This is a genomic window from Pedobacter gandavensis, from assembly GCF_032678465.1.
Classification (GTDB): Bacteria; Bacteroidota; Bacteroidia; order Sphingobacteriales; family Sphingobacteriaceae; genus Pedobacter; species Pedobacter gandavensis_B.
This window is the reverse complement of the sequence record NZ_JAVTSK010000006.1, coordinates 336,606-359,988: the sequence shown is the minus strand read 5'-3', so window position 1 is coordinate 359,988 and position 23,383 is coordinate 336,606. Positions and strand designations below refer to the sequence as shown.

The following is a 23,383-nucleotide window of genomic DNA, read 5'->3' as shown; positions in this document are numbered from 1 at the left end:
ATTTTATCTTTTTTTGGCTCAATTTCTGTCACTTAATTTTCATTCTCTGATTAGAGCACTTTCGATCCTCTGGCGCCATTTTAATTATGAATATTAGCACCTTTAACGCATTTAAAAGCCGTAATTATAGATTGTACTTTACAGGACAGTCTGTTTCTCTGATCGGAACATGGATGCAAAAGACTGCAGTAAGCTGGGTGATATATGAGAAGACTCATTCTAATTTTATGCTGGGACTCACACTTTTCGCCAGCTTATTTCCCTCTTTTGTATTCTCCTTTATTGGAGGTGTGGCTGCCGATCGCTATAATCGATACAAATTACTCCTATTAACGCAGGTTGCCTCCATGATTCAGGCAGTTCTGCTTACTTTACTGATCTTCTTTAAAGACTATTCGGTCTGGGAGATCATTGCTTTGTCTGCATTATTGGGGCTGATTAACGCATTCGACGTACCCGCCAGACAATCATTGGTCTATGAAATGGTAGAAGATAAGTCGGATTTGCCCAATGCCCTTGCCCTAAATTCCTCTATGGTGAACCTTTCCAGATTAATCGGGCCGGGGATTGCTGGTATAGCACTGGAAAAATTCGGCGAAGACATCTGTTTTGGGATGAATGCCCTGAGCTTTATTGCAGTGATTGGTTCTTTATTGATGATGCGATTGCCGAAATTCAAGGTGGTTCCACATACCAAGAATATATTTGGAGAACTCAAAGAAGGCTTCCAATATATCAAAAGAACTCCCTCCATTTCTTTTGTACTGATCATGCTCGCTTTGATCAGTTTACTGGTTCTGCCGTTTAGCACCTTAATTCCCGTATATGCAAAAGACATCTTTAAAGGTACAGCATCCACTTTCGGAGTCATTGATAGCGTCATCGGTCTGGGTGCTTTCTGCGGGGCGATATTCCTGGCTTCTCTAAAACCTGGAAGAGACCTCAGAAAAATCCTGGCAATCAATACGCTGATTTTTGGCGCAGGACTGATTTTATTCTCTCATACCACGTATTATCCCATCGCCCTGGTTTTTGCGACAATCTCCGGTTTTGGGATGATGTCGCAGATTACCATCAGCAATACCCTCATCCAAACCACAGTAGATCCGGCTATGCGGGGCAGGGTGATTAGTTTTTATGCCATGGCCTTCTTTGGGATGCAACCATTAGGCGGTCTGCTGGTGGGCTATCTATCTCAATTGATTGGTACTCCGGATACGGTGATGATACAAGGATTGATCACCATATCGATCGGGATACTGCTTTTGCGTTTTCTCAGAAAAGCGAAAGAAAGAAAAGCATCTTCTTAGATCAGATGGTAACCACGATTTGTTCTTTTCCCTTTGGAAATCCCTTATTCCAGCGATTTTCTCAGGATATCAATTAAATTACGTTCAATATTGAACATTAATGATCGAAAACACAAAGTTTATGAAATTCAGTACTTAAATTGTGACTGCTAAACCAACCATGATCCCATTGCTATGAAACACCTGTTTTCTGTTCTTTGTCTTTCAGTCAGCACAATTTTGCCATTGTCTGCTCAACAAACCCAAAAACCGGTCTTGTACGGACGAAACTGGATGGCAATTACAGGGAAACCTTTAGCCGCTACCGCTGGTGCGATGACTTTCCAAAAAGGAGGGAATGCTGTTGACGCCGCATGTGCGATGCTGGCCGCTACTTGTACTATGTGGGATACCCTCAGTTGGGGTGGAGAAACGCAAGCATTAATCTATAATCCTAAAACCAAAAAAGTCATTGCCATCAATGCGATGGGCATGGCGCCTACCGGAGCAACCGTAGATTTCTTTAAAAGTAAGGGCTATAATTTTCCTCCGGAATATGGAGCACTGGCCGCAACTACGCCTGGTACACCCGGTGGTTTAATTTATATGCTGATCAATTATGGAAAACTCAGCCTGAAAGAAGTTCTGGCACCGGCTATGGAAATGGCTGCAGGCTATCCGATCGAAGCTCAGGCTGCAAATAGCATAGAAAGAGGGAAAGCGCTCATCAAGGAATGGCCATATAGCAAAAAGGTTTTTCTAACCCATCCAGGGGAAAAAAGAGAGGCACCTCAGGCAGGAGAGATCTTTGTGCAAAAAGATCTGTTGGCCACTTTGACAAAAATGGTAGAGGCCGAAACCAAAGCGCTTAAACAAGGGAAAAGCAGAAAACAAGCTTTAATGGCGGCTTATGATCGTTTTTATAAAGGAGACATTGCAAAGGAGTTTGTAAGGGGCGCACAGGAGCAGGGCGGATTGATTACCATGGAAGATCTGGCCAAATGGAAACCATTGGCCGAAGAACCACTCAGCACAAATTACAAGGGAATTGAAGTCTACAAATTACAACAATGGACACAAGGACCAGTGATGCTCCAGGCTTTAAATATTCTGGAGAATTTTGACCTGAAAGGAATGGGCTTCAATAGTCCGAAATATATCCATACCCTGTATCAGGCAATGAATCTTTCTTTTGCCGACCGTGATTTCTATTATGGAGATCCTAATACCAAACCTTTGGGGCCAATCAAAGGATTATTGAGTAAGGATTATGCAAAAGAACGTGCTAAACTCATCCAGTTTGATAAAAATAATCCGAACATCGGGCCAGGAAATCCTTATCCTTTTGAAGGTAAAACCAATCCTTACTTAAACCTCCTGCAAAAAAGAGGGTATGAGCTGGATACCAGTCGTCGGAATTTTGCACCAAAACATGACCTTGGGAAACTGAATACTTCTCCTGATGAGCTGTATCAGGAAAGACTATTACTGGGGACCACCTCGATTGAATCTGCAGATAAAGAAGGCTGGGTGGTCTCAGTTACCCCAAGTGGTGGTTGGCTTCCAGCTTGTATTGCTGGCGAGACTGGTATTGGAATGAGCCAGCGGATGCAAAGCTTTGTGCTGGATAGTACCTTGAATCCTTTTAATGTGGTTGCTCCTGGAAAAAGGCCGAGAGTGACTTTGTCGCCAGCCCTGGCTCTAAAAGATGGGAAGCCGTTTTTAGCTTCCGCAGTACAGGGAGGTGATACTCAGGATCAGAACCTATTGCAGTTTTTCTTAAATGTTACTGAGTTTGGAATGAACGTTCAACAGGCTTCCGAGGCGCCAAATATCAATACCAATCAACTTTGGCTATCATTGGGAGGAACGAAGACCGAAGACCGGATGCCTAAGCCGGGACAGATCTTAATCAATAGCAATACACCGGCAGCTACGCGGGAAGCACTTCAAAAGATGGGCTATATCCTGAGCTTTGGCGACAGAACCAGTGGCCCGATTAATGCCATTTATTTTGATTGGAAACATGGTAGCCTCTGGGGTGGATCCAGTAACCATGGTGAAGATTATGGAATTGGCTGGTAAATCCTCCATTTTTAATAGTTCAGTACAAGATTATTGACAACTAGTGTACTATTCAGTCCGCCTTCATATTTTGCCCCGGAAGCGCTAGAAGAGAAGATGATGCTGATGTGGGTGATGGCTTCGTTCTCATTGGCAAACAAGCCATTTACAGGCAGCTGATATCCTGGACTACCCGCAGGCAAAGTACCATAAACTAGTGGAATCGTAATTTTAGTCAGCTCAGTTACCCTTTCCGCAGACCTGAACCAGGCAGTTGCTGCTCTTTTGACTACTTGTCCGTTTCTGTTTTCCAATAGCAAATAAATATCGCAGCTGTCTACCTTATTTAAGGTTTGGCCATTGCCATTTTTATAAGGCGTACCTGGTGCATATTTATAAGTTACCGAGAAACTCTTCGGCCTGGAAGTAAAAGCAATTCCAAATTTCGCAGAATTTAAAGGATTGCTCAGGTCCAGTTTAAATGTCCCGGTAAACAAGGTTCCGGCACCCATACGCTGACCAGTTAATTGAGCTAAAACCCCCAAATCCTTGGTGATCATTTGAGCTGCCAGGTCGCCCGCAGCAATTTCAATAGGCGTGGTATTGGCTGTCGAAAGACTCACCACTCCGTCATTTCCTGTAGCCCATTCTGTATTTGCATCTAAGCCTGGCTGTTTATAATTTTTCCCGCTGGGCGTATACCAATCGTCAAAATTAGAATTGCTGATCTGTGGATTCGCAGATTGTTTACCGACGATGACGGTGTAAACAACCTGACTGCCATCTTCAGCTGTTACAGTATATGGGACAGGTTTACTGAAATCCTGAGCAACTCCAGCAGCTGGACTCAGTTTGGCGTAAGTAGATAAACGAACAGAGTCTGGAAATAATTTTGTCAGATCAGCATTCGCATCTACATTCAGACGGATGATTAAACTGTCCTGATGAATAATAGTACTTCCAGATTCATTGGAAAGGGTAAAATAAAGTATTTTCTTGAAATTTGATTTCCCAAAATAGGTTTCTTTTACGCATCCGGACGACAGGAATACTGCTCCAACAAATACGAAAAGGAGTGATTTATAGTTTAACATATGCTTTTAAAATTTTAGGAGAACCCGTTAAAAATAAGTCGAGAAACCAAAACCGATTTTTAGGATGTTGATTTTAAAGTTCATATCTGTGGTGGTTACCCTTGAATCAGGCATACCAGTAGTTTTCCCTCTTTCAATACTGGTGTTAATCCCAAAAATATCTACAGTAGTCTCAAATGCGAAGTTTTTCACGATAAAGATCATTAATCCCGGCCTTAGTCCAACGCCATATGTATCTTTTGAAGTATAGGTTCTGGTCAGGATTTCATCCACAACGCTTTCCTTTACACTCCGGTCAAACAGCAACTGAATTTCTGTTTGATTGACGATGTAAAATCTGTTTTTACGATCCAAAGGAATGAAGTTCTTGATAAATGGTCGTACCCCATAGTTATTGGAAAAACTTTTATTGCTGGTTAAATTGCCATCTGCGTTTTTAATCAGATTGTTGTCTTTTGATTGGCCATAGGATAAGCCCAGACCCACACCCAGGTTTTTCTTAATGATATAACCACCATCGCCGCGAACAGTCCAGCTGTTTTTCTTTTGATCTATATAATTAACGAAAATACTGTTGTCATTTACCGCATTACGGCTGCTAAGGGAAAAAGTTAGGATATTAAATTTAAGGCCTTTTTCTATCACCAAACCATCCGGTTTTTCTTCCTTTGATTCAGTTTGTTTCATAATGTCCAACCTCGATGGCTGTTCCTGAGCAAAAAGAGTGGAACTATTAAAGCAGAAGAGGACAAATAAAACAAGGGCAGCGCATCCTTGTTGTTTGGATAAGCCTGTATTGGAAGAGTAACTTGATTTACAAAAAGACATTCGTGTAGGTAAAGGATTCATTCATAAGGTTTAGTTCAAAATAAGGTTTTTATTGGATAAATCCAGTATTTGTTACTCCTAACAAAAAAAAACGGCTAAAGTTTTCAGAATAATGGCAGAATGTAATTCATTTCGGGGATGCCAGGTTCAAGGTACATTCTAATCAGGATCTTCCAGAAATTAATGATAATAAACACCTGGTATAGTAAAGGCATAGTAAGGGCTTGGCATGTAGTTGCCATATACCTGAGATGTTATTGCCATGTAGTTGGTATATTCGGGAATATACCAACTACATGGCAACTATATAGCAACAACATACCAAGCCCTTGTTATACCCTTAGTATGACCTTCTTTTGTAGTGAGCAGGAATATTTGAAAGGTTCAATATCTACCAAAAAATACTGTAAAGGGCAATAATGATTCCTGTGACAATCAATGCTCCTGCCGTAAAACCAGCATTGGTCCTGAACATTCCCCGATCCACCTCTAATCCTTTAGGATTGATACCTTTCCGGTTTTCAAATATACTGATGAGCACCATCGCCAGCACACAGATGATGAAAACAAAGCCCATTCTATCCAGAAAAGGGATTTCATAAAGCATACTTCCATCTTTTTGTTCGGCCAGTTTAGAGAAGCCAAATCTGCTCAATCCTTCCAGATTACAAAAATTTGGCAAGGCTTTAAAGCCCACAGAGAGTAGAAATCCGCCGATTGTAGCAAATAATGCTGCGTTGGATGTGGTTCTTTTCCAGAAAAAGCCAAGTAGGAACATGGCAAAAATTCCTGGAGATACGAAACCTGTGTATTCCTGGATGAACTGAAAACCGCCTTTTTTGTCGATTCCCAGTTGCGGGGCAATCAGGATGGCCAATAGCATGGCAACGATGACTGTGATTCTGCCTATGATCACTTGTTTATGTTCATTCGCGTCCTTACGAATTACTTTCTTGTAAATATCGAGCGTAAAAATCGTTGCAATACTGTTTGCTTTTCCTGCCAGAGAGGCCACAATCGCAGCGGTTAATGCGGCAAAGGAAAGCCCCTTTAATCCTGCTGGCAATAAGTTCAGCAATACCGGATAGGCCGAATCCGCGTTGAGTTCGCCATTTTTTAACATAGCCGTATGAAAATTACCATAACCTTCCTTGTACAGCACATAAGCGGCAATTCCAGGCAATACCACAATAATTGGCATCAACAATTTCAGGAAAGCGGCAAAGAGTAAACCAGATCTGGCGGTTTTTAAATCCGCCCCCAGGGCTCTTTGCGTGATGTACTGGTTACAGCCCCAATAATTCAGGTTTACGATCCACATCCCACCAATCAGTACGGTTAAGCCTGGAAGGTCCATATAATGCGGGTTTTCCTGCCTGAAAACCATATGGAAATGATCTGAAGCTTTTTCTTTGACCATCGCCAGGCCATTTAACACACCAGAGCTGCCAAAATGAGTGGCGACCAGTTCTAAAGCCAGATAAGTGGTCGCTAATCCACCAAGGATTAAAAAGAACACCTGGATCACATCGGTATAACCGATCACTTTCATTCCGCCAAGCGTGATGATAATGGCAAACACCGCAAGCATATACATGCAGGCAGTGGTATTGATGCCAGAAATGCTATTGATGGCCAAAGCGCCGAGGTAAAGAATAGAAGTAAGATTCACCACCACATAAAGCAACAACCAGAACACTGCCATGATCATCGCAACCGTGCTGTTGTAACGTTGCCCAAGAAACTGAGGCATGGTGTAAATTTTGTTTTTCAAATACACCGGAATAAAAAATATTGCAACAATTAGGAGGGTGGCAGCAGCCATCCATTCGTAAGTAGCGATTGCAAGCCCCATAGTAAAGCCAGAACCACTCATTCCAATAAATTGCTCGGCCGAGATGTTTGAAGCGATCAGAGAGGCTCCAATTGCCCACCAGGTTAAGGAGTCTTTGGCCAGGAAGAAATCTTTTGAATTCTCCGCATGGGCTTGTTTTTTCTTATAAACGGACCAGCCATACACTGCAACAATTAGAAAATAAACCAGAAAAACGACATAATCGTAAGTACTCAATGAGTTCATATAGGCTGTGTTATTTTGGTTTAAATGAATCTGTTAATGATGTTTTCCAATAATTCCTGCTGCGCACTGATCGTTTTCGGTTCTCCTTTTTCAACAGCATAATTGCGCAAGTCTTCCAGATTCAGTTTTCCATTCTCAAAGTCTTTTCCGGAAGCCTGATCAAATGAAGCATAGCGGCTGGCTCTGATTTTCAGGTAATCAGAATTTTGAAGGATCTGATCTGCAGTTATCAGGGCTCTGGCAAAAGTATCCATTCCGCCGATGTGTGCATGGAATAAATCTGCAGGATCGGTTGAATTTCTTCTGATTTTGGCATCAAAGTTAATACCGCCACCTTTTAAGCCATTGGCTTCCAGTACAATCAGCATAGCTTCAGTGAGCTCATTGATGTTGTTTGGAAATTGATCGGTATCCCAACCATTCTGATAATCACCACGGTTCGCATCCATAGAACCTAATAAGCCCGCATCAGCAGCAACCTGTAGCTCATGCTGGAAGGTATGCCCCGCAAGCGTGGCATGGTTGACCTCAATGTTCAGTTTAAAATCATTCATCAAATCATATTGACGAAGGAAATTACTGACTGTTGCGGCATCATAATCATACTGATGTTTAGAGGGTTCACAAGGCTTAGGTTCAATAAAGAAAGTGCCTTTAAACCCTTGTTTACGGGCGTAATCTTTCGCCGCATGTAAGAATTTAGCCATATGTTCCTGTTCACGTTTCATATTGGTATTCAGCAGGCTCATGTAACCTTCACGGCCTCCCCAGAATACATAATTTTCACCATTAAGGGCTATCGTAGCATCTATTGCAGATTTTACCTGGGCAGCAGCATGGGCTAGCACATGAAAATCAGGATTGGTAGCTGCGCCATTCATATAGCGGCGATGGGAGAAGAGATTCGCAGTTCCCCATAGTAGTTTTACGCCAGTTGCGGATTGTTTCTGCTTTGCATAATCCACCAAAGCCTGCAAGCGTCTTTCATTTTCAAGGACATCATTGCTATAATCCACCAGGTCGACATCATGAAAGCAGTAATAGGGTAGATTCATTTTGGTAATAAATTCAAATGCAGCATCCATTTTGTCTTTTGCACGTGCTACCGGATCAGATTTCTCATTCCAGGGATGAATTAGCGTAGCTTCTCCAAATGGATCTCCACCTGTGGCTACAAATGAATGCCAGTAAGCACAGGCAAAGCGCAGATGGTCTTTCATGCTCTTGCCTGCTATAATCCTGTTTTCGTCGTACCAGCGAAATGCCAGTGGGTTATCTGAGCCTAATCCTTCGAACTTTACTTGCCCGATTCCTTTAAAAAATTCCTTTTCTCCTGTAATTACTGTTGTCATTGTGGTTCTATGTTTTGGTGATATTAATCTGATGAATTAAAGCTTTGAATTTGGTTCGTTTTATTTTTTATAAGTAATTGTTTATTAGTTACATGATTGGTTATTTGTTATTTTTAGCTTCAATTGATTTAGCCAGTCCTGATACACCGGTTCATAGCTGGATTCCAGGCTTGGTTCTACCAGTTGTAAGGGTTTAATAAGGGTAAATGCAGCTGCAGCATCTTTATAGATTCCGGCACCAATCCCAGCACCTAAGGCAGCACCTACACTGCCATCATTTTGGTAAAGTTCAACAGGTACACCCGTACTGTTGACGAAGGCTTCAAGGAACAACTCACTTAGAAAGAGATTGGCTTTTCCAGCCCTGATGACTTTAGGTTGAAGCCCATTGCTGCGCATAATGTCGAGTCCGTACCTGAAGGCAAATGCAATTCCTTCCTGCACTGCCCGGAAGAGATGTGGACTATTATGAAGGTTGAAATCTATATTTTCTATTTGCGCCCCAACAATCTGGTTGTTGAGCATCCTTTCTGCGCCATTTCCGAAAGGGAAGATGCGTAATCCTGCTGCGCCAACATCGATTCTCTTTGCTGCCGTATTGATTTCGCTATAAGATATGCCAGGGGCCACTAAACTTTTTGCCCATCGGTACATGCTACCTGTTCCATTGATACAGAGCAGGATACCCAGCCTTTTTTCTTTTTCCGTATAATTGACATGGGCAAAGGTGTTTACTCTGGATTGCGAATCGTAGGTTAACTGGTCGCTAATCCCATAAATTACTCCAGAAGTACCTGCAGTAGCGGCGACCTCCCCAGGTTCTAATACGTTTAGGGATAGGGCGTTATTAGGTTGGTCTCCGGATTTGTAGCTCAGCGGAATGCCAGGTCTCAGTCCAAATAAGGCTGCAGCAGAACTGCTTACCTGTCCATGTTCTGAAAATACAGGTTTAATTTCGGGGATGAGTTTAGCATCAAAACCATAATGATCCATTAATGTCTCTGATAAGGTGTCTGATTGAAAGTCCCAGAAAACACCCTCCGATAGCGCGGGGATGCTGCTGCTGATGCTGGAGCAGAGTTTCATCGCTATGAAATCTCCAGGCAGCATCATTTTGTCAATTTTAGCATAACATTCAGGTTCATTTTCTTTTACCCAGGCCAGCTTTGATGCAGTGAAATTCCCAGGGGAATTAAGCAGGTGCTTCAAGCAATAGTTTTCTCCGATGTCATTAAGTGCTTTATTTCCAATTTGTACTGATCTGCTGTCGCACCAAATAATACTATTTCTAAGGAGTTTCTGATCTTTGTCGACCAATACCAATCCATGCATTTGGTAAGCAATGCCAATTGCGGAAATGTCCAGTGGCTGAAAATTCGCTTTCTTCTTGCAGAGTGCAAATGCCTGTTGGGTATGCGCCCACCAAAGTTCAGGATCTTGTTCCGCCCATCCCTGATGAGGGGCAAGGATGGTCGCTTCTTCCTCCGGATACTGTGCGCTGACTATCGTTTGTTGTGTTTGCGCGTCTACAATGGCCAGCTTAATGGATGAGGTGCCAATGTCTATTCCCAATAATAACATATCGTGGTGTTCTAGTGTGTTTTATGGAATGAATATTTGGTTGTCAGGAAACGAATTTAGCAGAAAGTTTTAGAATTGCAATCGATTGCCTATGTAATTTTGTATTTTTACTTTGAATATGAACCGCCAGAAAAGAACCACCATATACGACATTGCCCAGAAACTAAACTTAGCGGCATCTTCTGTGTCCAGAGCCCTGAGCAATAGCGATAAAATCAACGCAGAGACGAAAGCATTGGTGCTGAAGACCGCTGCAGAGATGAATTATCAACAGAACACAATGGCTTCAAATCTAAGGAAAGGCAGCAATCCAACCATCGGTGTGGTTGTTCCAAGGATCAATCAGTATTTCTTTTCCAATATCATCGCCGGACTGGAGGAAGTCACCTTTAATAAAGGCTATAACCTGGTGATTTGCCAGTCCAATGAAGTTCATAGTCGTGAGGTAGAAGTAGTAAATGCGCTTATGAACCAGAATGTGAGTGGAATTGTGATTTCCATTGCTGCTGAAAAAGGTAGTTCAGATCATTTGCAGCAGGTTTTAGACCGTAACATTCAATTGATACAGTTCGATCGGGTAGTGGAAGAGTTGGAAACTTTTAAAGTGGTCAACGACAACTATAAAGCCGCTTATGAGGCTGTAAAACACCTGATTGAGCAAGGATATCGCAGGATTGCCCTTTTAGAAGGGCCTCAGGAACTCCATATTTTTAGAGAAAGAAAAGAGGGTTATGTAGCTGCCCTTCAGGCTCATGGTTACCCTGTGTTAGCGGAATTGATGTATGCCAATGCCTGGACAAAAGAGTTAGGGGCCATCGCTACTTCGAAATTGCTGGAAATGGAACAGCCGCCAGATGCGATTTTTGCTTCTACTTCTGATTTTGCGGCTTTAGGTGTTCTTGAAGCTGCTACAGCCAAGGGAATACGCATCCCAGAAGATTTAGGCATTTGTGGGTACTCGAATGAGCCTTTCACGGAAATTACCAGTCCTTCTATCAGTACAATCGATCAGTTTAGTGTGGAAATGGGAAAAACCATAGGGAATCTGCATTTTCAGGAAATGGAAAATTCCGGAATGGTGATCAAAAAAACGGTGAACATCAAACCGAAACTGATGGTTAGAAAATCTACCCAGCGGATTTAAGGAGCACAAAAAGAGGGTTTTGGAGGGGAAGGTTAGTTCATTTACTTTTTTATATAATTCTTTTAATTATATTGATTATTAGTTATTTGTGAAATTAGTTCAGACAAGATGTCATAAAAAAAACTAGAATATCTTTTCAAAAAAAATCCCGGTCTGTTGAACCGGGATTTTTTTTATCAATTGAATTATTTCATACGGTCATGAATCGCATTGATCATGTCCAGGTGTTTTTGTACAATCAATTCGGTTTTTGTGGCAAATGATCTCAGGTCCATATCCGTACCATCTTTAGCTTCAGTTTTCATCAGGTCGAGTGTAGATTTATGACCTTCTACCATTGCGTCTGTATAAGCTTTATCGAAATCTTTGCCTGTCTTTTGATTCAATTCTGAGAGCTTTTTCTGGTGTGCTTCATCGAGTCCGGTAGGCAAAGTAATGTTTTTCATTTTTGCGATGGCGATCAATTCTTCATTGGCTTTACCGTGGTCGGACACCATCATCGTGGCGAATTCTTTGAGTTGTGGATCAGTGCTTTTGCCGAGCGCGATTTTAGCAAATTCTACTTCGGCCATGCCACCCACTGCAGCTTTGGTTGCAAATTCTGAATCGGAAGGTTCTACTGCGATTCCACCGGTCATCTTTTCATTTGAGGTGGTATCTTTTACCATGTTTAAACTATCAGCCTCTTGTCTGGCGTCTTTTGGAGTACTGCTACATCCTTGAAATGCAAAGGCAGTGGCAGAAATTGCACATAAATAAATTAGTTTTTTCATAATCTTGGGTTTTGTTTCCCCATATAACAAGACTAAATTATTTATTGTTTCAAAACTGCCCTCTGAGCAAATGAGTGCAGGATGATGCTAAGTGTTAGGCTTGCTCAATGCCCTGGCTACTATTATAGTAGAATGCGGAGATTTATTATTTCTGATAACAAAAAAATCTTTTTTAAGCACGCTGATCAGAAAGCATTTAAAATGCTTCATTCAAACCAAGAAAAAGCCCTTTAGCACCATAATTTCCAAAAGCATAATCTACTGCTAAATTGGTTCTGGTGGCTTTATTGAAGAGTATTCGCAGTCCTGCGCCAGCCGCAGGCTGCCATTTCTGGAATAGTTTGGTTCCTGAATTGTCGTTTGCTGTTTGAATGTTAAAAAATGTTACCCCACTTAAAAACTTATTGGCAGTAATTGGAAAACGGTATTCCAGTTCAGAATAGAAGTAATTCGTGCCCTTAAAATACCCTACAGTATAACCTCTGCCACTTCTAAAGTTAGGATCCTTACCAGTACCAGGTAACTCCAGATAAGGAAGAGTTCCGCTGACCAAATAAGAGCCCCAATTCCAAAAAGCGATCACATGCTCAGGATTTTTACTCGAAAGGCTCCAGTATTTTCTGAAATCTGTAGTCAGCTGAACCGCATTTTTTGTACTGCCTATCCAGCTTTGATTCACCCTTAAACCTGCATCCGCGTACATGCCTTTATAGGCACGGTTCTGATGATCCCGGGTAGTGTATTGTAGGTTAAACAGAAAACCATTAGAAAGATAATGATCGGTATTAAAACCGTTTTGTTCACTATAGATGTGATAGGGGGTAAGCCCGTCAGGATTATTTTTATCCTCCAGTTTTCTTCTGATGTCAATAGAAATTCCAGCGCCCACAAAAAGATGATCCATGACTTGTTTGTAGACCTTTTCCCTGAAATTATAGTATTCCCCATGAATTACATAACCTTTCCGGTCTGGATTTGCTAAAATCACTTCTTCAGGTGTGCCGCTTACATTTCCCCCAATTCCAAATCCAAAATCTGGTGTAACAGTTTTAGCGGCAACCAGACTTCCCTGGAAATTCCAACGGTTTCCCGGCGTATACACATTATGACTCAGGTAGAAATAAATGATGCCTTTAGTGGTAATGGAAGCCGATGTCGCTGCAATTGACATCAATGTGTTCGGTTCATGCCCGAGTACTCTTCCGGCCACTGCTTTGAGACCGATCTGGGCACCTATACTTGGATTATAGGCTACACTAGGCATAGGAGTGATGCCCGATTTCTTCTGAGCAGGCTTTAATGGCTTACCAGGACGAAAGATCTGATGGATTAAATCACCAATATCATAAGCATTTTTTACGCTATCCTTTTTAAGGGAATCACTAGTTGATGTCTTTTGTCCATACCCGGATATTATTCCTGATACACTCAGGATCAATATAATCGCGTTTACTTTGTAGAATTGCTTTATCTTCAATTTTTTTAAAATATTAACTGCATATAAATCTTTATATCGATCCCGATAATGCCTTATCTGAATATACAAAGCTAGTGTTTGCTTTCCTGAATTCGGCGCAATTACTGTTCCAATAAAAAATATTTATTTTGAAGTGATTGTGCTGAGAAGAAAAACATATATTTATTTATGAAAACAATTAACAGCTTCAACCCTCTATTCCTGATTCGTCTTGCCATTGCTACAATATTTTTATCTCACAGCTTACATGGTGTATATAACCAGACAGTAAATGACTTCGGAGAGTTTTACCTTAATAAAGTAGGTTTTGCACCTTTTGGTGTTTATCTGGCCTGGGCATTGATGGCATTTGAAATCATAGGCTCCATATTTATTTTATTTGGAAAATACCTGAATTATGTGGTTCCTGGCTTTATTCTGATCCTGATCACCGGTATCGTATTGGTTCATTATCCAGATGGTTGGTACGTGGTAGGCCCGGGCAGAAATGGAATGGAATTCAGCTTTGTATTGATACTATGCCTTATTGCTATTTGCTTTCCTGCCAGGAAAGCAAAATAAATCTAAATATTTATTGGGCCAGCCATTGCTCAATACGGCTTTTGATATCTTCATAAAAGATCTGATAAGTATCTTCAGTAACATATCCAATATGTGGTGTGGCGAGCACATTTGGTAATGTCCGAAAGGGATGCTGGACAGGTAAAGGTTCCAGATCATAAACATCCAGACCTGCACCTGCAATTTTTTTACGCCTCAATACCTGAATTAAAGCAGCTTCGTCTACTAAAGGTCCCCTGGAAGTATTGATAAAAAAGGCAGTTGATTTCATTAATTCAAGTTCTTTAGCGCTGATGATATTCCGGCTCCTGGAACTGAGGATCAAATGAACCGTTACAAAATCAGCATTTTGAAACAACTCTTCTTTACTGACAAGAGTTGCACCATGTGCCATTGCTTTTTCTTCGGTCAGGTTTTCACTCCAGGCAATTACTTCCATCTCAAATGCTTTGGCATAGCGTGCAATCGTACTACCTATGTTTCCCAGTCCAACTATGCCAATAGTTTTACCTTTTAAATCTATCCCTATCTCAGATTGCCAGTTGCCATTCCGGACATTGCCTGACTCCAGAACAATATGCCTGGCCAATGCCAATAATAATGCCCAGGTCAATTCTGGCGCTCCGCTACTCTGATATCTGGTTGGAGAAATGGTAATCCCTAATTCTTCAGCAGCTTTCATATCTATTGATGCATTTCGTCGACCAGTGGAAATGATGAGTTTAAGATTCGGTAACTGGGAGAGAATTTCTCTGGTAAGTGGTGTACGTTCCCGCATTACGGCAATCACCTGGAAGGGCTGTAGCCTTTCAATTACTGCAGCAGTTTCCGTCAAATGATCATTAAAAACAGTAATCTCTACCAGTTCTTCTATTTCTGACCAATCTCCAAAAGTCAGCGCTACATCCTGGTAATCGTCTAATATGGCAATTTGTGGTAATGTTCTCATTTCAATTCCTTTTATTCAAAACTCTGGTTTTGCAGTAAAGTTTTAAAAGTATTGTAAAATCATAATTATCCTGATTGAGTATAGCCTGAACAGCAGAAAGAAATGGGTAAGTAGAACTACAGCCTTAATCAACTAAGGTCATTAGATGAAATAATTATCTGCGCAAACGTTTGTGTGAATTTCATAGGATTAACAGTTGTTTCTTTTGAGCCAAAACAATTTATTTTTGAGTAAATTAAACGACTTGTTCTCTTATCATGAAAAAGTAGCCTGCTTTTGAATTTTTCCAGAAAAGCTATAGAAAAGAGTTGTAAAGAGGATAGTCTTAAATGCAGGTAAAATAGCTGCCTCAGAATCAACGATCAGAACTTCAATAATCAAAATTGTTATTGAAAATAAAAAAACCATCAGAAACGCTCTGATGGCTTTAGAAAGAAAAAGGGGGAATTGGGGCTTATTATAATCTTTTCATTGCATCTGCATTTCCTAATTTTGAATTAGGTTTCGCAATACGTGATTTTCCAAATCTATAGTTGAAGCCAATCAGTAAGCGTCTGCTATCAGTGTAAATGCGTTCTGAGGACTTAAATGTTCCGTAGTCTCTTTCTAGTAAATAGTCATTCCTTTTAAAAACCAGCTCAGTTCCACCTAGTCTAAACTGACCGTTTCCCTTCCATAGGTTGACCATTATTGAGGCATCAATGTTTTTATTTCCCTGGTAAGTGCCCAGGTCTTGTGTATACTTCGTCCAGTAATAGCCATCTATCTGTAGTTTGATATCATTTGTGATTTTGAAAATATGTGCGGTTCTAAAATCAGAGTAAAAAGCAGATAGCTTGTGCGTACTGCCAAGAACCACGCCTTCTGCACTATTCCGGCCGATAGGAGTTCCACTATTCATGGTTTCCCACCATTCATTGATGCGGTAAGGGAAGAAAATATTTAGCGCTAATGCTGAAGCTTTCTTCAGATTCTGACGCTTAAAATAAGTCACCTTAGTGATGTAATCCTGTTCTGAGGGAAACAAGCCAATCATTCCTTTGGTATCCGTATAGCTTAGGGAAATGTTTAACTTCTTAATATTTGCAGTCAATGTATAAACATTATCGAACTGTGGTTTCAAATCCGGATTTCCCTGCTCAATACTGTATTGGTTTAAGAACACTGAATATGGAACCATTTCATTATAACGTGGCCTATTGATGATTTTTTTATAAGAGGCAGAAATATTCAGGTCCTTATTGATATTGTGCTGATACATTAGGTTTGGAAAAAAATTAAACTTCTGTCGTTTAAAACTCCCTACCGAGTTTACATCTGTTCCTTCCGCTCTAAAACCTAACTGAACCATGTCATTTTCCCAGTCTTTGGTTAAAGTTCCATAAATTCCGGAGATCGATTCCTTCAGGTTATTATTGTTGGAAAATTTAGGATCTACTTCCAATTGCCCTGATTTATAATCTTCATACACCACCAAAGTCCTGGAATTGGTTTGCTGGTATTTTAGTCCGGTTTCCAGCGACCAATCTTTATTAAACAAATGCTTATAGTCGATTTGAGCAATGTAAACATCAATATTCCCTTTATTACGGGTCTGGTAAAGCGGAGGGTTTTTAATGATTTCACCATCTCCATTATAAAGTGTTGAAGGAAATGTTTGCAGTAGATTCCTTTGCCATGGTGTAAACGTACCCAGAACAGTCAACTCATTTTTGCCGGAATCAGAAAGCAGTCGGTAATTCAGGTTATAGGTTTGTGATTGCCCTTTTTGATTAAATGAGGCGTCTGTGAACAATACAGAATCAATTCTCCCATTTTCCCGACCAAAGCTATTTGTGGTTCTCCATGGTCCTTTAAACTCCACATCACTGATATCCACAAATAATCCTACAGTTTGATTTTTGTCTAGCTGCACCTCCATGTTAGTTTGGAAAGTGTACATCAGGTTGTGAGATAAACGCGTCCAGTTATTCGTTAAATAGTAAGAGGGATCTGTGGGATCCTGATATCTTTTCGATTCAGTACTGAAATAATTGTCTCCTTTATTAATCCCAGCATTGGCATAAATAGTGAGGTTTTTATGCTTATATGTTGCCCCTGCATTGGCGCTACCAGTCGCATAATTTCCCGTCGAACCATCCAGACGTAAATTCCCGGTAATTCCTTCCACCTGAGATTTCTTGGTAATGATATTGATCACCGCCCCATAAGATGCGTCATATTTAGCAGAGGGTTGAGTAATTAATTCTACTTTTGAAATGTTACCAGCTGGCATGGTCAACAAAATATTCTCCAAAGCTGCATCGGGAATGGGCTTATTGTCGATCAATACCATGGTTTTTTTGCCTTGAAGTGACAGAACATTATCAGCAGAAATCCGGACAAATGGCGCAGATTTTAATACTTGCAAAGAGTTCCCAACTGCCATCGCACTGTTGTCTACATTGAAAATAAAACGATCACTTTTAGTTTCTACCAAAGCTTTGCTAGCGGTTACCCGAACTTCTTTCAAAGTTTTGTCGGACACTTTCATTGCAATGGGCTCAATAGCTACAGTCGGATTTCCATCGCCCACTTTGAAAGCCTGGCTGAGATAGGGTAGATGTCCCATCGAAGAAACCTTAATTTTATAGGTTCCTGTTTTGACGGATGAGAAAGTGAACACACCCTCTAAATCTGTTAATGCATTGGATACGAAAGCTGAATCAACAGATAACACCAGGGTAACAGTGGTGTATTCCAGGGGTTTTCCGTTTTCATCTAATACGGAACCTGTCACCTTTTCCATTTTCGGTGAATCCGACATACCGGATCTCATTTCTTTGCTTTTATCCTTTGCGTCTGACTTTTTTGGCGTTAGAAATATCGAATAATTCCTTGCATCAACCTTATACCAGGATAAGTTTAATGGGAGCAACAAGCTATTTAGTATTTCAGAAATGGGCTTTCCCTTAAAATCTGTGGCCTTATAATTGACTGTTTTTTGTTTGAGGTTGACTTCCTCATATAAGAAGTTGACTTTATATTGAGCGGTTAATTCAGTAAGTACTTTGGTTAATAATTGTTTTTCTGTTGGTTGAGTTTGTCTTCCAAATGCAAACTGATGAAGCATAAGGATGTATATTAAGGACATCAGGCCTGTTTTTAGGTTGTTCATAGCTGGCATTATTTTGAGGTAATCATTAGTTCATTGGTGTTTTTGTTTAGGTTGATGTTGAGGTTTAAAGCCATTCCCAGGGTTTTAAATAAAACCTCCTCATTTTGAGTACTCATCGATCCTGAAACTCGTTTTTTAAGAATTTCCGGGTCATTCACAATGACTTTGTACCCATAAACATCTTCGAAATAATCAAAAATTTTAGCTGCCTGAACATTGTTGAAATTCAACTTTCCGTCTTTCCATGAAGCATATTGGGCTACATTGATTGGTTTTACCAATAGTTTACCATGCTCAAATGCTGCAATATCGCCAGGAGCAAGTACCAATGGTTTGCCAGCGGCACCATTCAGACCTAAACTAATTTTTCCCTCTAATAAGGCCACCTCTGTACGTCCTCGCCGGTCATTTACGTTAAATGAAGTACCAAGTACTTCAACATTGACATCACCGGTATGCACTACAAAACGCTCGCGATCCAATACCTTTCCTGAAGTATTTAAATGCTTAACTTTTAGGAAGGCTTCACCGTCGATCCAAACTTCTCTAATTTCATTTTTATCCCAGTTTCTATCATACTTAATGGTAGAGTTGGCATTTAATGTAACCAAAGAGCCATCTGGTAAGGTGATGGTTTTCAATTTTCCATAAGGGGTATTGATGGCGATAGGTTGGTTTACCTGGTACAGGATCCCTATGCCGAGTAAGACTCCTGCCAGTACAGCTGCCGCCGCATAGCGATACCACAATTTGCGGACAGGTGTTTTTCTGGAGATCGTTTCCAACTGGATGGTATTCCAAATCTCATTTTGATCTTTCAGGCTCAAATCCTCCCTTTCGAATCTCATGGACTGAACAATTGTTTTTCCCTGGCGGATAGGCCCGCTCAGATGAGGATAAGTATCTTCTATACTTTGCCAATGGAAATTTGATTGTTCATCCGGATACAAGACCCAAATCAGAAAATCCTGATCATTGATCAGCTCTGTTAAGGTATAGGTCTCATATACGTTAATCTGTTTCTTCATATGATTGCTTTTGATCCTATTAGCTGAAAATGATGAAGATTACCCCACCAGTTTACATGAAAATTAAAACTAACAGCTATTGCCCTGTTAATCAGCTTAATAATTTCAAATGAATCAATAGAGAGAGGAGCAAGAAATCCTCTTTTGATAAATTTTCCTTTAGAAAGCCTAAAGCTCTTGCCATTATTTTATAACTGGCTTTTACAGAAATGTCCATCACCTCTGCAATTTCTTCATAACTCAGTTGCTCATAGAATCTAAGAAACACAGCTTCTCTTTGCCTGGCGGTAAGCCTGGCCAAGGCCAGATTCAGTTGTTCTGTGACTTTATTCCGTTGTTCTCCATCGATGATAGCTTCCTCCATATTTAAGCTAACCTGGAAAGAATAAGTATCGGAATCCTCTTCATAGACTTCAAAGTTTTGCAATTGAAAAGTCTTCTTGAAAACCAAGTGGCGGAAAGATTTATAGAGATAGTTTTTGAGGTGATCAGGGTTTCCTAGCGTAGACCTCCTGGTCCAAAGACCTACAAACAGATCTTGAATACACTCTTTAATCAGGTCATTATCCTTGCTGAATTTCGAGCCATAGTTATATAATCCTGAAGCATAGCTTTTATAGAGGTACTCGAAGGATTCCGAATTCCCGGTTTTAAATGATTGCCAGTAATGTTGTTCAGTGGGTTCAGGCATAGGGGTGTTTTTGGCTAAGTTAAAAATATGAAGGATTTTCTGGTCATAAAAAAACGTCCTTCCGCTCAGTTTGCGAAGAAGGACGTTTTCTTCAATTCGGTAGGATACCGTAATTAAGAAGCTTTTTTCAGTTTATTCATCAAATACTTTCTAACAGGAATATCATAAACTTTCATGATTACATACGCGAAACCAACTAGTAAAGCTGTGCCAGCCGTAATGATAAAAAACAATTGGGTATGATCTGGTTTATAGCTGAAGTAATAATCAGCAAAAAGCCAAAGTACGGTGTAATGTGTCATGTATAGGGGATAGGAGATGTTTCCGGAAAAAACGCAAAGTTTTTTGACACCTTCCTGTAGTTTAGCTCCTGCACCCAATGAAATCAAGAAGGGAAAATAAAACAATACAACAAGTGGTTCAGTGATATAGTTCCATTTGCTATCCGGTAAAAGGAAAGCCAGTAAAAGTAAAACACTTAAGCCTACAAAACCCAGGTTCGATTTAATGATCCATTTGGAACGGAAGACCAATAATCCGGCTAAAAATGAATAGGAAATGCGGACAGCCCCATGCCAGAAGGTTTCTCCACTCCAGCCACCAAGAAGGTTGCCGCTAGAATAGCCTATATAGCAAATCCCTGCAGCTGCTATAATGGTCAATATCAACAGCAGGTTTCTTGTCGCTTTGTAAAGCGCAATAGCATAAACAAAATTAGCTACATATTCCCAAAACAGGGACCAGGCAGGTGCATTAAAGCTAAATAAATTGAAATACCTTTCTGGTACTACCGGCAAAGGAATCAATAAAACAGAACTTAAAAAAAGAACTGCAACTCTACCAGCACTATATACTTCAGGATGCATGCCGAAGGGATCAAACAAAAAAGCGAGAAGCCCCAATACCGATCCCATGATCACTAAAGGATGTAAGCGGATCAGTCTTGCTTTTAAAAAAGCTAAAATTCCCATTTTCCCGATTCTATCGTCATAAGCATAGCCGATGACAAACCCGGATAAGCAAAAGAAAAAGTCGACGGCAAGGAAGCCATGGCCGATGAAATTCTTTGCAGGAACAAATACCACCTCCATAAAATGGAAGATAACAATCGCTACTGCAGCTACTCCTCGTAAGCCATCAAGGATATGAAAATGTTCTTTGGTTTTTAATAATTCAGGATTCAACGACGTTGCGTTCATTTAAATTTGGTTCTTTAAGATGTAATAATTTGGTTTCTTTTGTGGTTGTGTTGCCCCAAGGATACCAAATTATTGCCATTTCAGCAAGTTTTAAGCACAATCAGTGCAAATCAATATTTTTGAAAAATAGGGTTTAAGCTTAAAAGACCATACTTTATTTTAAGGTTTGAATCGTATGTTCTTTAATAAATTGTCTAATTTTCCAATAATTTCCTTTTTCTCTGAGACATTGAATACTGCAGACCCATTCAATAGTTTTTTATTATCGCTATAGACGCAGTGAAAATTATAATAACTCAAACTATCAATATCATAATTAAAAATCAGGACCTGATAGTTATTGATTGTTTTAATGATAGCGCTATAGTTTTTGGGTGGGCTTAGTTGGTAGAAATTAAACATTCCTTTTTTCACTTGCTCAAGATATCCTTGCGGAACATTTACCTGACCTGGAACAAGCCATAATATAAAATCATCTATAGCATAAAACTCACCATTCTTCTTCATGTCATCTCCTTCGTTATTTCTTTTTGATAAAGATTGAGCCTCCGTAGAGCTGAGCTTTTTTGTCCCTTTTTGGAAATTAATATCGACAATACTACTTACAGCAATTTGCTGTGCCATAGCGGTAAATCCAAAGATAATGCTGATGATTACTAAACTAATTTTTTTCATTTTTAAAAGATTTAAGCATTAATCGTTATTGACATGGTTTCTTTGCTACAACTCCTGCAGCATTAAGGTTTAATGGTTCATAGGTGGTACTCCCTGGTTCGGCTGTTGGAAAGTGTAGGCTTTGCTTTATAAAAATCAATTTGACTACTTCCTCCAGCAACAAATTCTGAATTACTTAAATTTCCATATGCCCAAACTGCATCAGCTGGTGAGGGGGCTGAATCACCAAGGTGACCATGACCTACTCCAATGGCCGTTTGTACTGTTCCAGCTAAAAAACTTATCTTTCATGTTTCCAATAAGAAAATATACTGCTTTTAGTTTTTTATCATTATTCTCTTTCTTGAAGTGGTTTATAACTCTCTCAATTTCATGCCTGTTATTATCAGATATAAGGAGGATTTCTGACACCTCCTATGGGTCTTTTACAGCTATAGATTATGGGTATAAGTAGAAAATATAGTATTGAGCTAATTGATATTTTCATATTATTGTTTCCTGTCCACAATGATATGATTTAATTATTGCGATAATATAAACTATATTATCTTGTTTATTAAGTTTATTGGCATTTTGTTCTCAAAAAAGTTTAGTTTTTAGATAGCGTTTGTTTAATGACTGTCTTTTTAACTGTAAATTTATAGTACGCTATGGCTTTAGAAGGGATTTTAACGGGCATTTTTAGGACCTCTAAGCCTATTTGTCTGGTTTTTGTATTTTGGTGACTGTTTGAATAGAATAAAAACAACTTGAAACGACCTTGGTTGTACGTAAACTGAATGGATGGTATCAACAGCATTTGGAGTAAATAGATTAGACACTCCGCAGAGGTCAGTTAAAAACTAACCCTTTAACTCTTTTTTAAAATACAAATCCCATTTCTCTTGTAACTCCTTTTCTTCTCCATGTGCAGTTTCCATGTCGTACCGAGCATTAATGACCGCCAGTTCTTTCATGGTGGTATCGTATATTTTTTTCACTTCCTGCTGGTAATTCTTGATACTATACACCCCTTTAGAAAGATTCTTATAAAGTATCCTGCCATAGATGACCGCCAGGTCGGAATGACCCTGCTCATGATTCAGTAAACTGGCTTGCTCTTCTTCATTCAGAGCGGATAACCTATCAGGATCAATGCTGGAGGCTTTTCCATCTAAGGCAACACCTACGATGAACTTTAAAGACAGGTTTCTGCCATTTTGAGTAGCCCGGTATTTATGTGTCGTTTGATGCGCGGTATATGCAATAAAGGGGCGATCAGAGTTTTTCAATTGGCGGAATGAACTCCATTTTAAATGGATTTTATCCAGTTGGTTTTCCTGGCTAAACACTAGCTCAGGGATCGTTGCACAGATGAAAAATAAGCTTGCCGAAAGTAAAAGTCTATTGAAATGCGTCATATTGAACGAAGATAAGCATAAGGTTCTTTACCTTTGTACTT

At 40.0% G+C, this 23,383-nt stretch carries 18 protein-coding genes; 4 read left to right on the top strand and 14 right to left on the bottom strand.

Annotated elements, in window-relative coordinates:
- The first annotated feature begins 86 nt into the window (after window positions 1-86).
- Together R2Q94_RS13600 and R2Q94_RS13595 are read left to right on the top strand one after the other, a co-directional pair.
- Window positions 87-1,310 carry an MFS transporter gene (locus tag R2Q94_RS13600; RefSeq protein WP_316822014.1) on the top strand — a complete coding sequence of 408 codons (1,224 nt, stop codon included), beginning with the start codon at window positions 87-89 and terminating at the stop codon, window positions 1,308-1,310.
- A 174-nt stretch (window positions 1,311-1,484) separates the two neighbouring features.
- Window positions 1,485-3,374: a gamma-glutamyltransferase family protein gene (locus R2Q94_RS13595; RefSeq protein ID WP_316822013.1), complete on the top strand. Its 1,890-nt coding sequence runs from the start codon at window positions 1,485-1,487 to the stop codon at window positions 3,372-3,374.
- 11 nt (window positions 3,375-3,385) lie between these two features.
- Here R2Q94_RS13595 and R2Q94_RS13590 read toward each other — a convergent pair whose 3' ends face one another.
- From R2Q94_RS13590 to R2Q94_RS13570, 5 genes are all read right to left on the bottom strand, one after another.
- Window positions 3,386-4,447 (bottom strand): PCMD domain-containing protein, encoded by a 1,062-nt coding sequence (locus R2Q94_RS13590; protein WP_316822012.1) that lies wholly within the window; start codon window positions 4,445-4,447, stop codon window positions 3,386-3,388.
- 27 nt (window positions 4,448-4,474) lie between these two features.
- Window positions 4,475-5,296 carry a hypothetical protein gene (locus tag R2Q94_RS13585; RefSeq protein ID WP_316822011.1) on the bottom strand — a complete coding sequence of 274 codons (822 nt, stop codon included), beginning with the start codon at window positions 5,294-5,296 and terminating at the stop codon, window positions 4,475-4,477.
- Between the two features lie 370 nt (window positions 5,297-5,666).
- Complete coding sequence (locus R2Q94_RS13580; protein WP_316822010.1) at window positions 5,667-7,355, bottom strand: sodium/sugar symporter; 1,689 nt, start codon at window positions 7,353-7,355, stop codon at window positions 5,667-5,669.
- A 20-nt stretch (window positions 7,356-7,375) separates the two neighbouring features.
- A complete protein-coding gene (gene xylA, locus R2Q94_RS13575; protein ID WP_316822009.1) occupies window positions 7,376-8,707 on the bottom strand; it encodes a xylose isomerase in 1,332 nt (443 codons plus the stop codon).
- Window positions 8,708-8,791: 84 nt separating this feature from the next.
- The gene (locus R2Q94_RS13570) at window positions 8,792-10,288 is read right to left on the bottom strand and encodes a xylulokinase (protein ID WP_316822008.1); all 1,497 of its coding nucleotides are present in this window, start codon (window positions 10,286-10,288) and stop codon (window positions 8,792-8,794) included.
- Window positions 10,289-10,406: 118 nt separating this feature from the next.
- On the opposite strand from R2Q94_RS13570, the gene R2Q94_RS13565 reads away from it, so the two are divergent.
- Window positions 10,407-11,432: a LacI family DNA-binding transcriptional regulator gene (locus R2Q94_RS13565; RefSeq protein ID WP_316822007.1), complete on the top strand. Its 1,026-nt coding sequence runs from the start codon at window positions 10,407-10,409 to the stop codon at window positions 11,430-11,432.
- A gap of 185 nt (window positions 11,433-11,617) precedes the next feature.
- Here the strand turns inward: R2Q94_RS13565 and R2Q94_RS13560 are convergent, their stop codons facing one another.
- Entirely contained in the window at window positions 11,618-12,205 is a 588-nt protein-coding gene (locus R2Q94_RS13560; RefSeq protein ID WP_316822006.1) for a DUF4142 domain-containing protein, read from the bottom strand.
- Window positions 12,206-12,401: 196 nt separating this feature from the next.
- Complete coding sequence (locus tag R2Q94_RS13555) at window positions 12,402-13,682, bottom strand: BamA/TamA family outer membrane protein (RefSeq protein WP_316822005.1); 1,281 nt, start codon at window positions 13,680-13,682, stop codon at window positions 12,402-12,404.
- Between the two features lie 168 nt (window positions 13,683-13,850).
- Between R2Q94_RS13555 and R2Q94_RS13550 the strand changes: the two genes are divergently transcribed.
- On the top strand, window positions 13,851-14,243 hold the full coding sequence (locus tag R2Q94_RS13550; protein WP_316822004.1) for a DoxX family protein: 393 nt from the start codon (window positions 13,851-13,853) through the stop codon (window positions 14,241-14,243).
- Window positions 14,244-14,253: 10 nt separating this feature from the next.
- Here R2Q94_RS13550 and R2Q94_RS13545 read toward each other — a convergent pair whose 3' ends face one another.
- The 7 genes from R2Q94_RS13545 to R2Q94_RS13515 all read right to left on the bottom strand — a co-directional run bounded on the left by R2Q94_RS13545 (window position 14,254) and on the right by R2Q94_RS13515 (window position 23,342).
- Window positions 14,254-15,192 (bottom strand): D-2-hydroxyacid dehydrogenase family protein, encoded by a 939-nt coding sequence (locus R2Q94_RS13545; protein WP_316822003.1) that lies wholly within the window; start codon window positions 15,190-15,192, stop codon window positions 14,254-14,256.
- Between the two features lie 457 nt (window positions 15,193-15,649).
- Window positions 15,650-18,349 (bottom strand): TonB-dependent receptor domain-containing protein, encoded by a 2,700-nt coding sequence (locus R2Q94_RS13540; protein ID WP_316822002.1) that lies wholly within the window; start codon window positions 18,347-18,349, stop codon window positions 15,650-15,652.
- Between the two features lie 8 nt (window positions 18,350-18,357).
- Window positions 18,358-19,377: a FecR family protein gene (locus tag R2Q94_RS13535; protein WP_316822001.1), complete on the bottom strand. Its 1,020-nt coding sequence runs from the start codon at window positions 19,375-19,377 to the stop codon at window positions 18,358-18,360.
- A gap of 91 nt (window positions 19,378-19,468) precedes the next feature.
- Window positions 19,469-20,068: a sigma-70 family RNA polymerase sigma factor gene (locus tag R2Q94_RS13530; protein ID WP_316822000.1), complete on the bottom strand. Its 600-nt coding sequence runs from the start codon at window positions 20,066-20,068 to the stop codon at window positions 19,469-19,471.
- Window positions 20,069-20,181: 113 nt separating this feature from the next.
- Window positions 20,182-21,267, bottom strand: a complete 1,086-nt coding sequence (locus tag R2Q94_RS13525) for an acyltransferase (RefSeq protein WP_316821999.1) — start codon at window positions 21,265-21,267, stop codon at window positions 20,182-20,184.
- A gap of 159 nt (window positions 21,268-21,426) precedes the next feature.
- Window positions 21,427-21,942 carry a hypothetical protein gene (locus R2Q94_RS13520; protein ID WP_316821998.1) on the bottom strand — a complete coding sequence of 172 codons (516 nt, stop codon included), beginning with the start codon at window positions 21,940-21,942 and terminating at the stop codon, window positions 21,427-21,429.
- Window positions 21,943-22,784: 842 nt separating this feature from the next.
- On the bottom strand, window positions 22,785-23,342 hold the full coding sequence (locus R2Q94_RS13515; protein WP_316821997.1) for a DUF922 domain-containing protein: 558 nt from the start codon (window positions 23,340-23,342) through the stop codon (window positions 22,785-22,787).
- Window positions 23,343-23,383 lie beyond the last annotated feature (41 nt).

Coding starts and splice junctions, on each gene's coding strand:
- R2Q94_RS13600 (WP_316822014.1), top strand. CDS start 87: ATGAATATTAGCACCTTTAACGCATTTAAAAGCCGTAATTATAGATTG.
- R2Q94_RS13595 (WP_316822013.1), top strand. CDS start 1,485: ATGAAACACCTGTTTTCTGTTCTTTGTCTTTCAGTCAGCACAATTTTG.
- R2Q94_RS13590 (WP_316822012.1), bottom strand. CDS start 4,447: ATGTTAAACTATAAATCACTCCTTTTCGTATTTGTTGGAGCAGTATTC.
- R2Q94_RS13585 (WP_316822011.1), bottom strand. CDS start 5,296: ATGAATCCTTTACCTACACGAATGTCTTTTTGTAAATCAAGTTACTCT.
- R2Q94_RS13580 (WP_316822010.1), bottom strand. CDS start 7,355: ATGAACTCATTGAGTACTTACGATTATGTCGTTTTTCTGGTTTATTTT.
- xylA (WP_316822009.1), bottom strand. CDS start 8,707: ATGACAACAGTAATTACAGGAGAAAAGGAATTTTTTAAAGGAATCGGG.
- R2Q94_RS13570 (WP_316822008.1), bottom strand. CDS start 10,288: ATGTTATTATTGGGAATAGACATTGGCACCTCATCCATTAAGCTGGCC.
- R2Q94_RS13565 (WP_316822007.1), top strand. CDS start 10,407: ATGAACCGCCAGAAAAGAACCACCATATACGACATTGCCCAGAAACTA.
- R2Q94_RS13560 (WP_316822006.1), bottom strand. CDS start 12,205: ATGAAAAAACTAATTTATTTATGTGCAATTTCTGCCACTGCCTTTGCA.
- R2Q94_RS13550 (WP_316822004.1), top strand. CDS start 13,851: ATGAAAACAATTAACAGCTTCAACCCTCTATTCCTGATTCGTCTTGCC.
- R2Q94_RS13545 (WP_316822003.1), bottom strand. CDS start 15,192: ATGAGAACATTACCACAAATTGCCATATTAGACGATTACCAGGATGTA.
- R2Q94_RS13540 (WP_316822002.1), bottom strand. CDS start 18,349: ATGAACAACCTAAAAACAGGCCTGATGTCCTTAATATACATCCTTATG.
- R2Q94_RS13535 (WP_316822001.1), bottom strand. CDS start 19,377: ATGAAGAAACAGATTAACGTATATGAGACCTATACCTTAACAGAGCTG.
- R2Q94_RS13530 (WP_316822000.1), bottom strand. CDS start 20,068: ATGCCTGAACCCACTGAACAACATTACTGGCAATCATTTAAAACCGGG.
- R2Q94_RS13525 (WP_316821999.1), bottom strand. CDS start 21,267: ATGAACGCAACGTCGTTGAATCCTGAATTATTAAAAACCAAAGAACAT.
- R2Q94_RS13520 (WP_316821998.1), bottom strand. CDS start 21,942: ATGAAAAAAATTAGTTTAGTAATCATCAGCATTATCTTTGGATTTACC.
- R2Q94_RS13515 (WP_316821997.1), bottom strand. CDS start 23,342: ATGACGCATTTCAATAGACTTTTACTTTCGGCAAGCTTATTTTTCATC.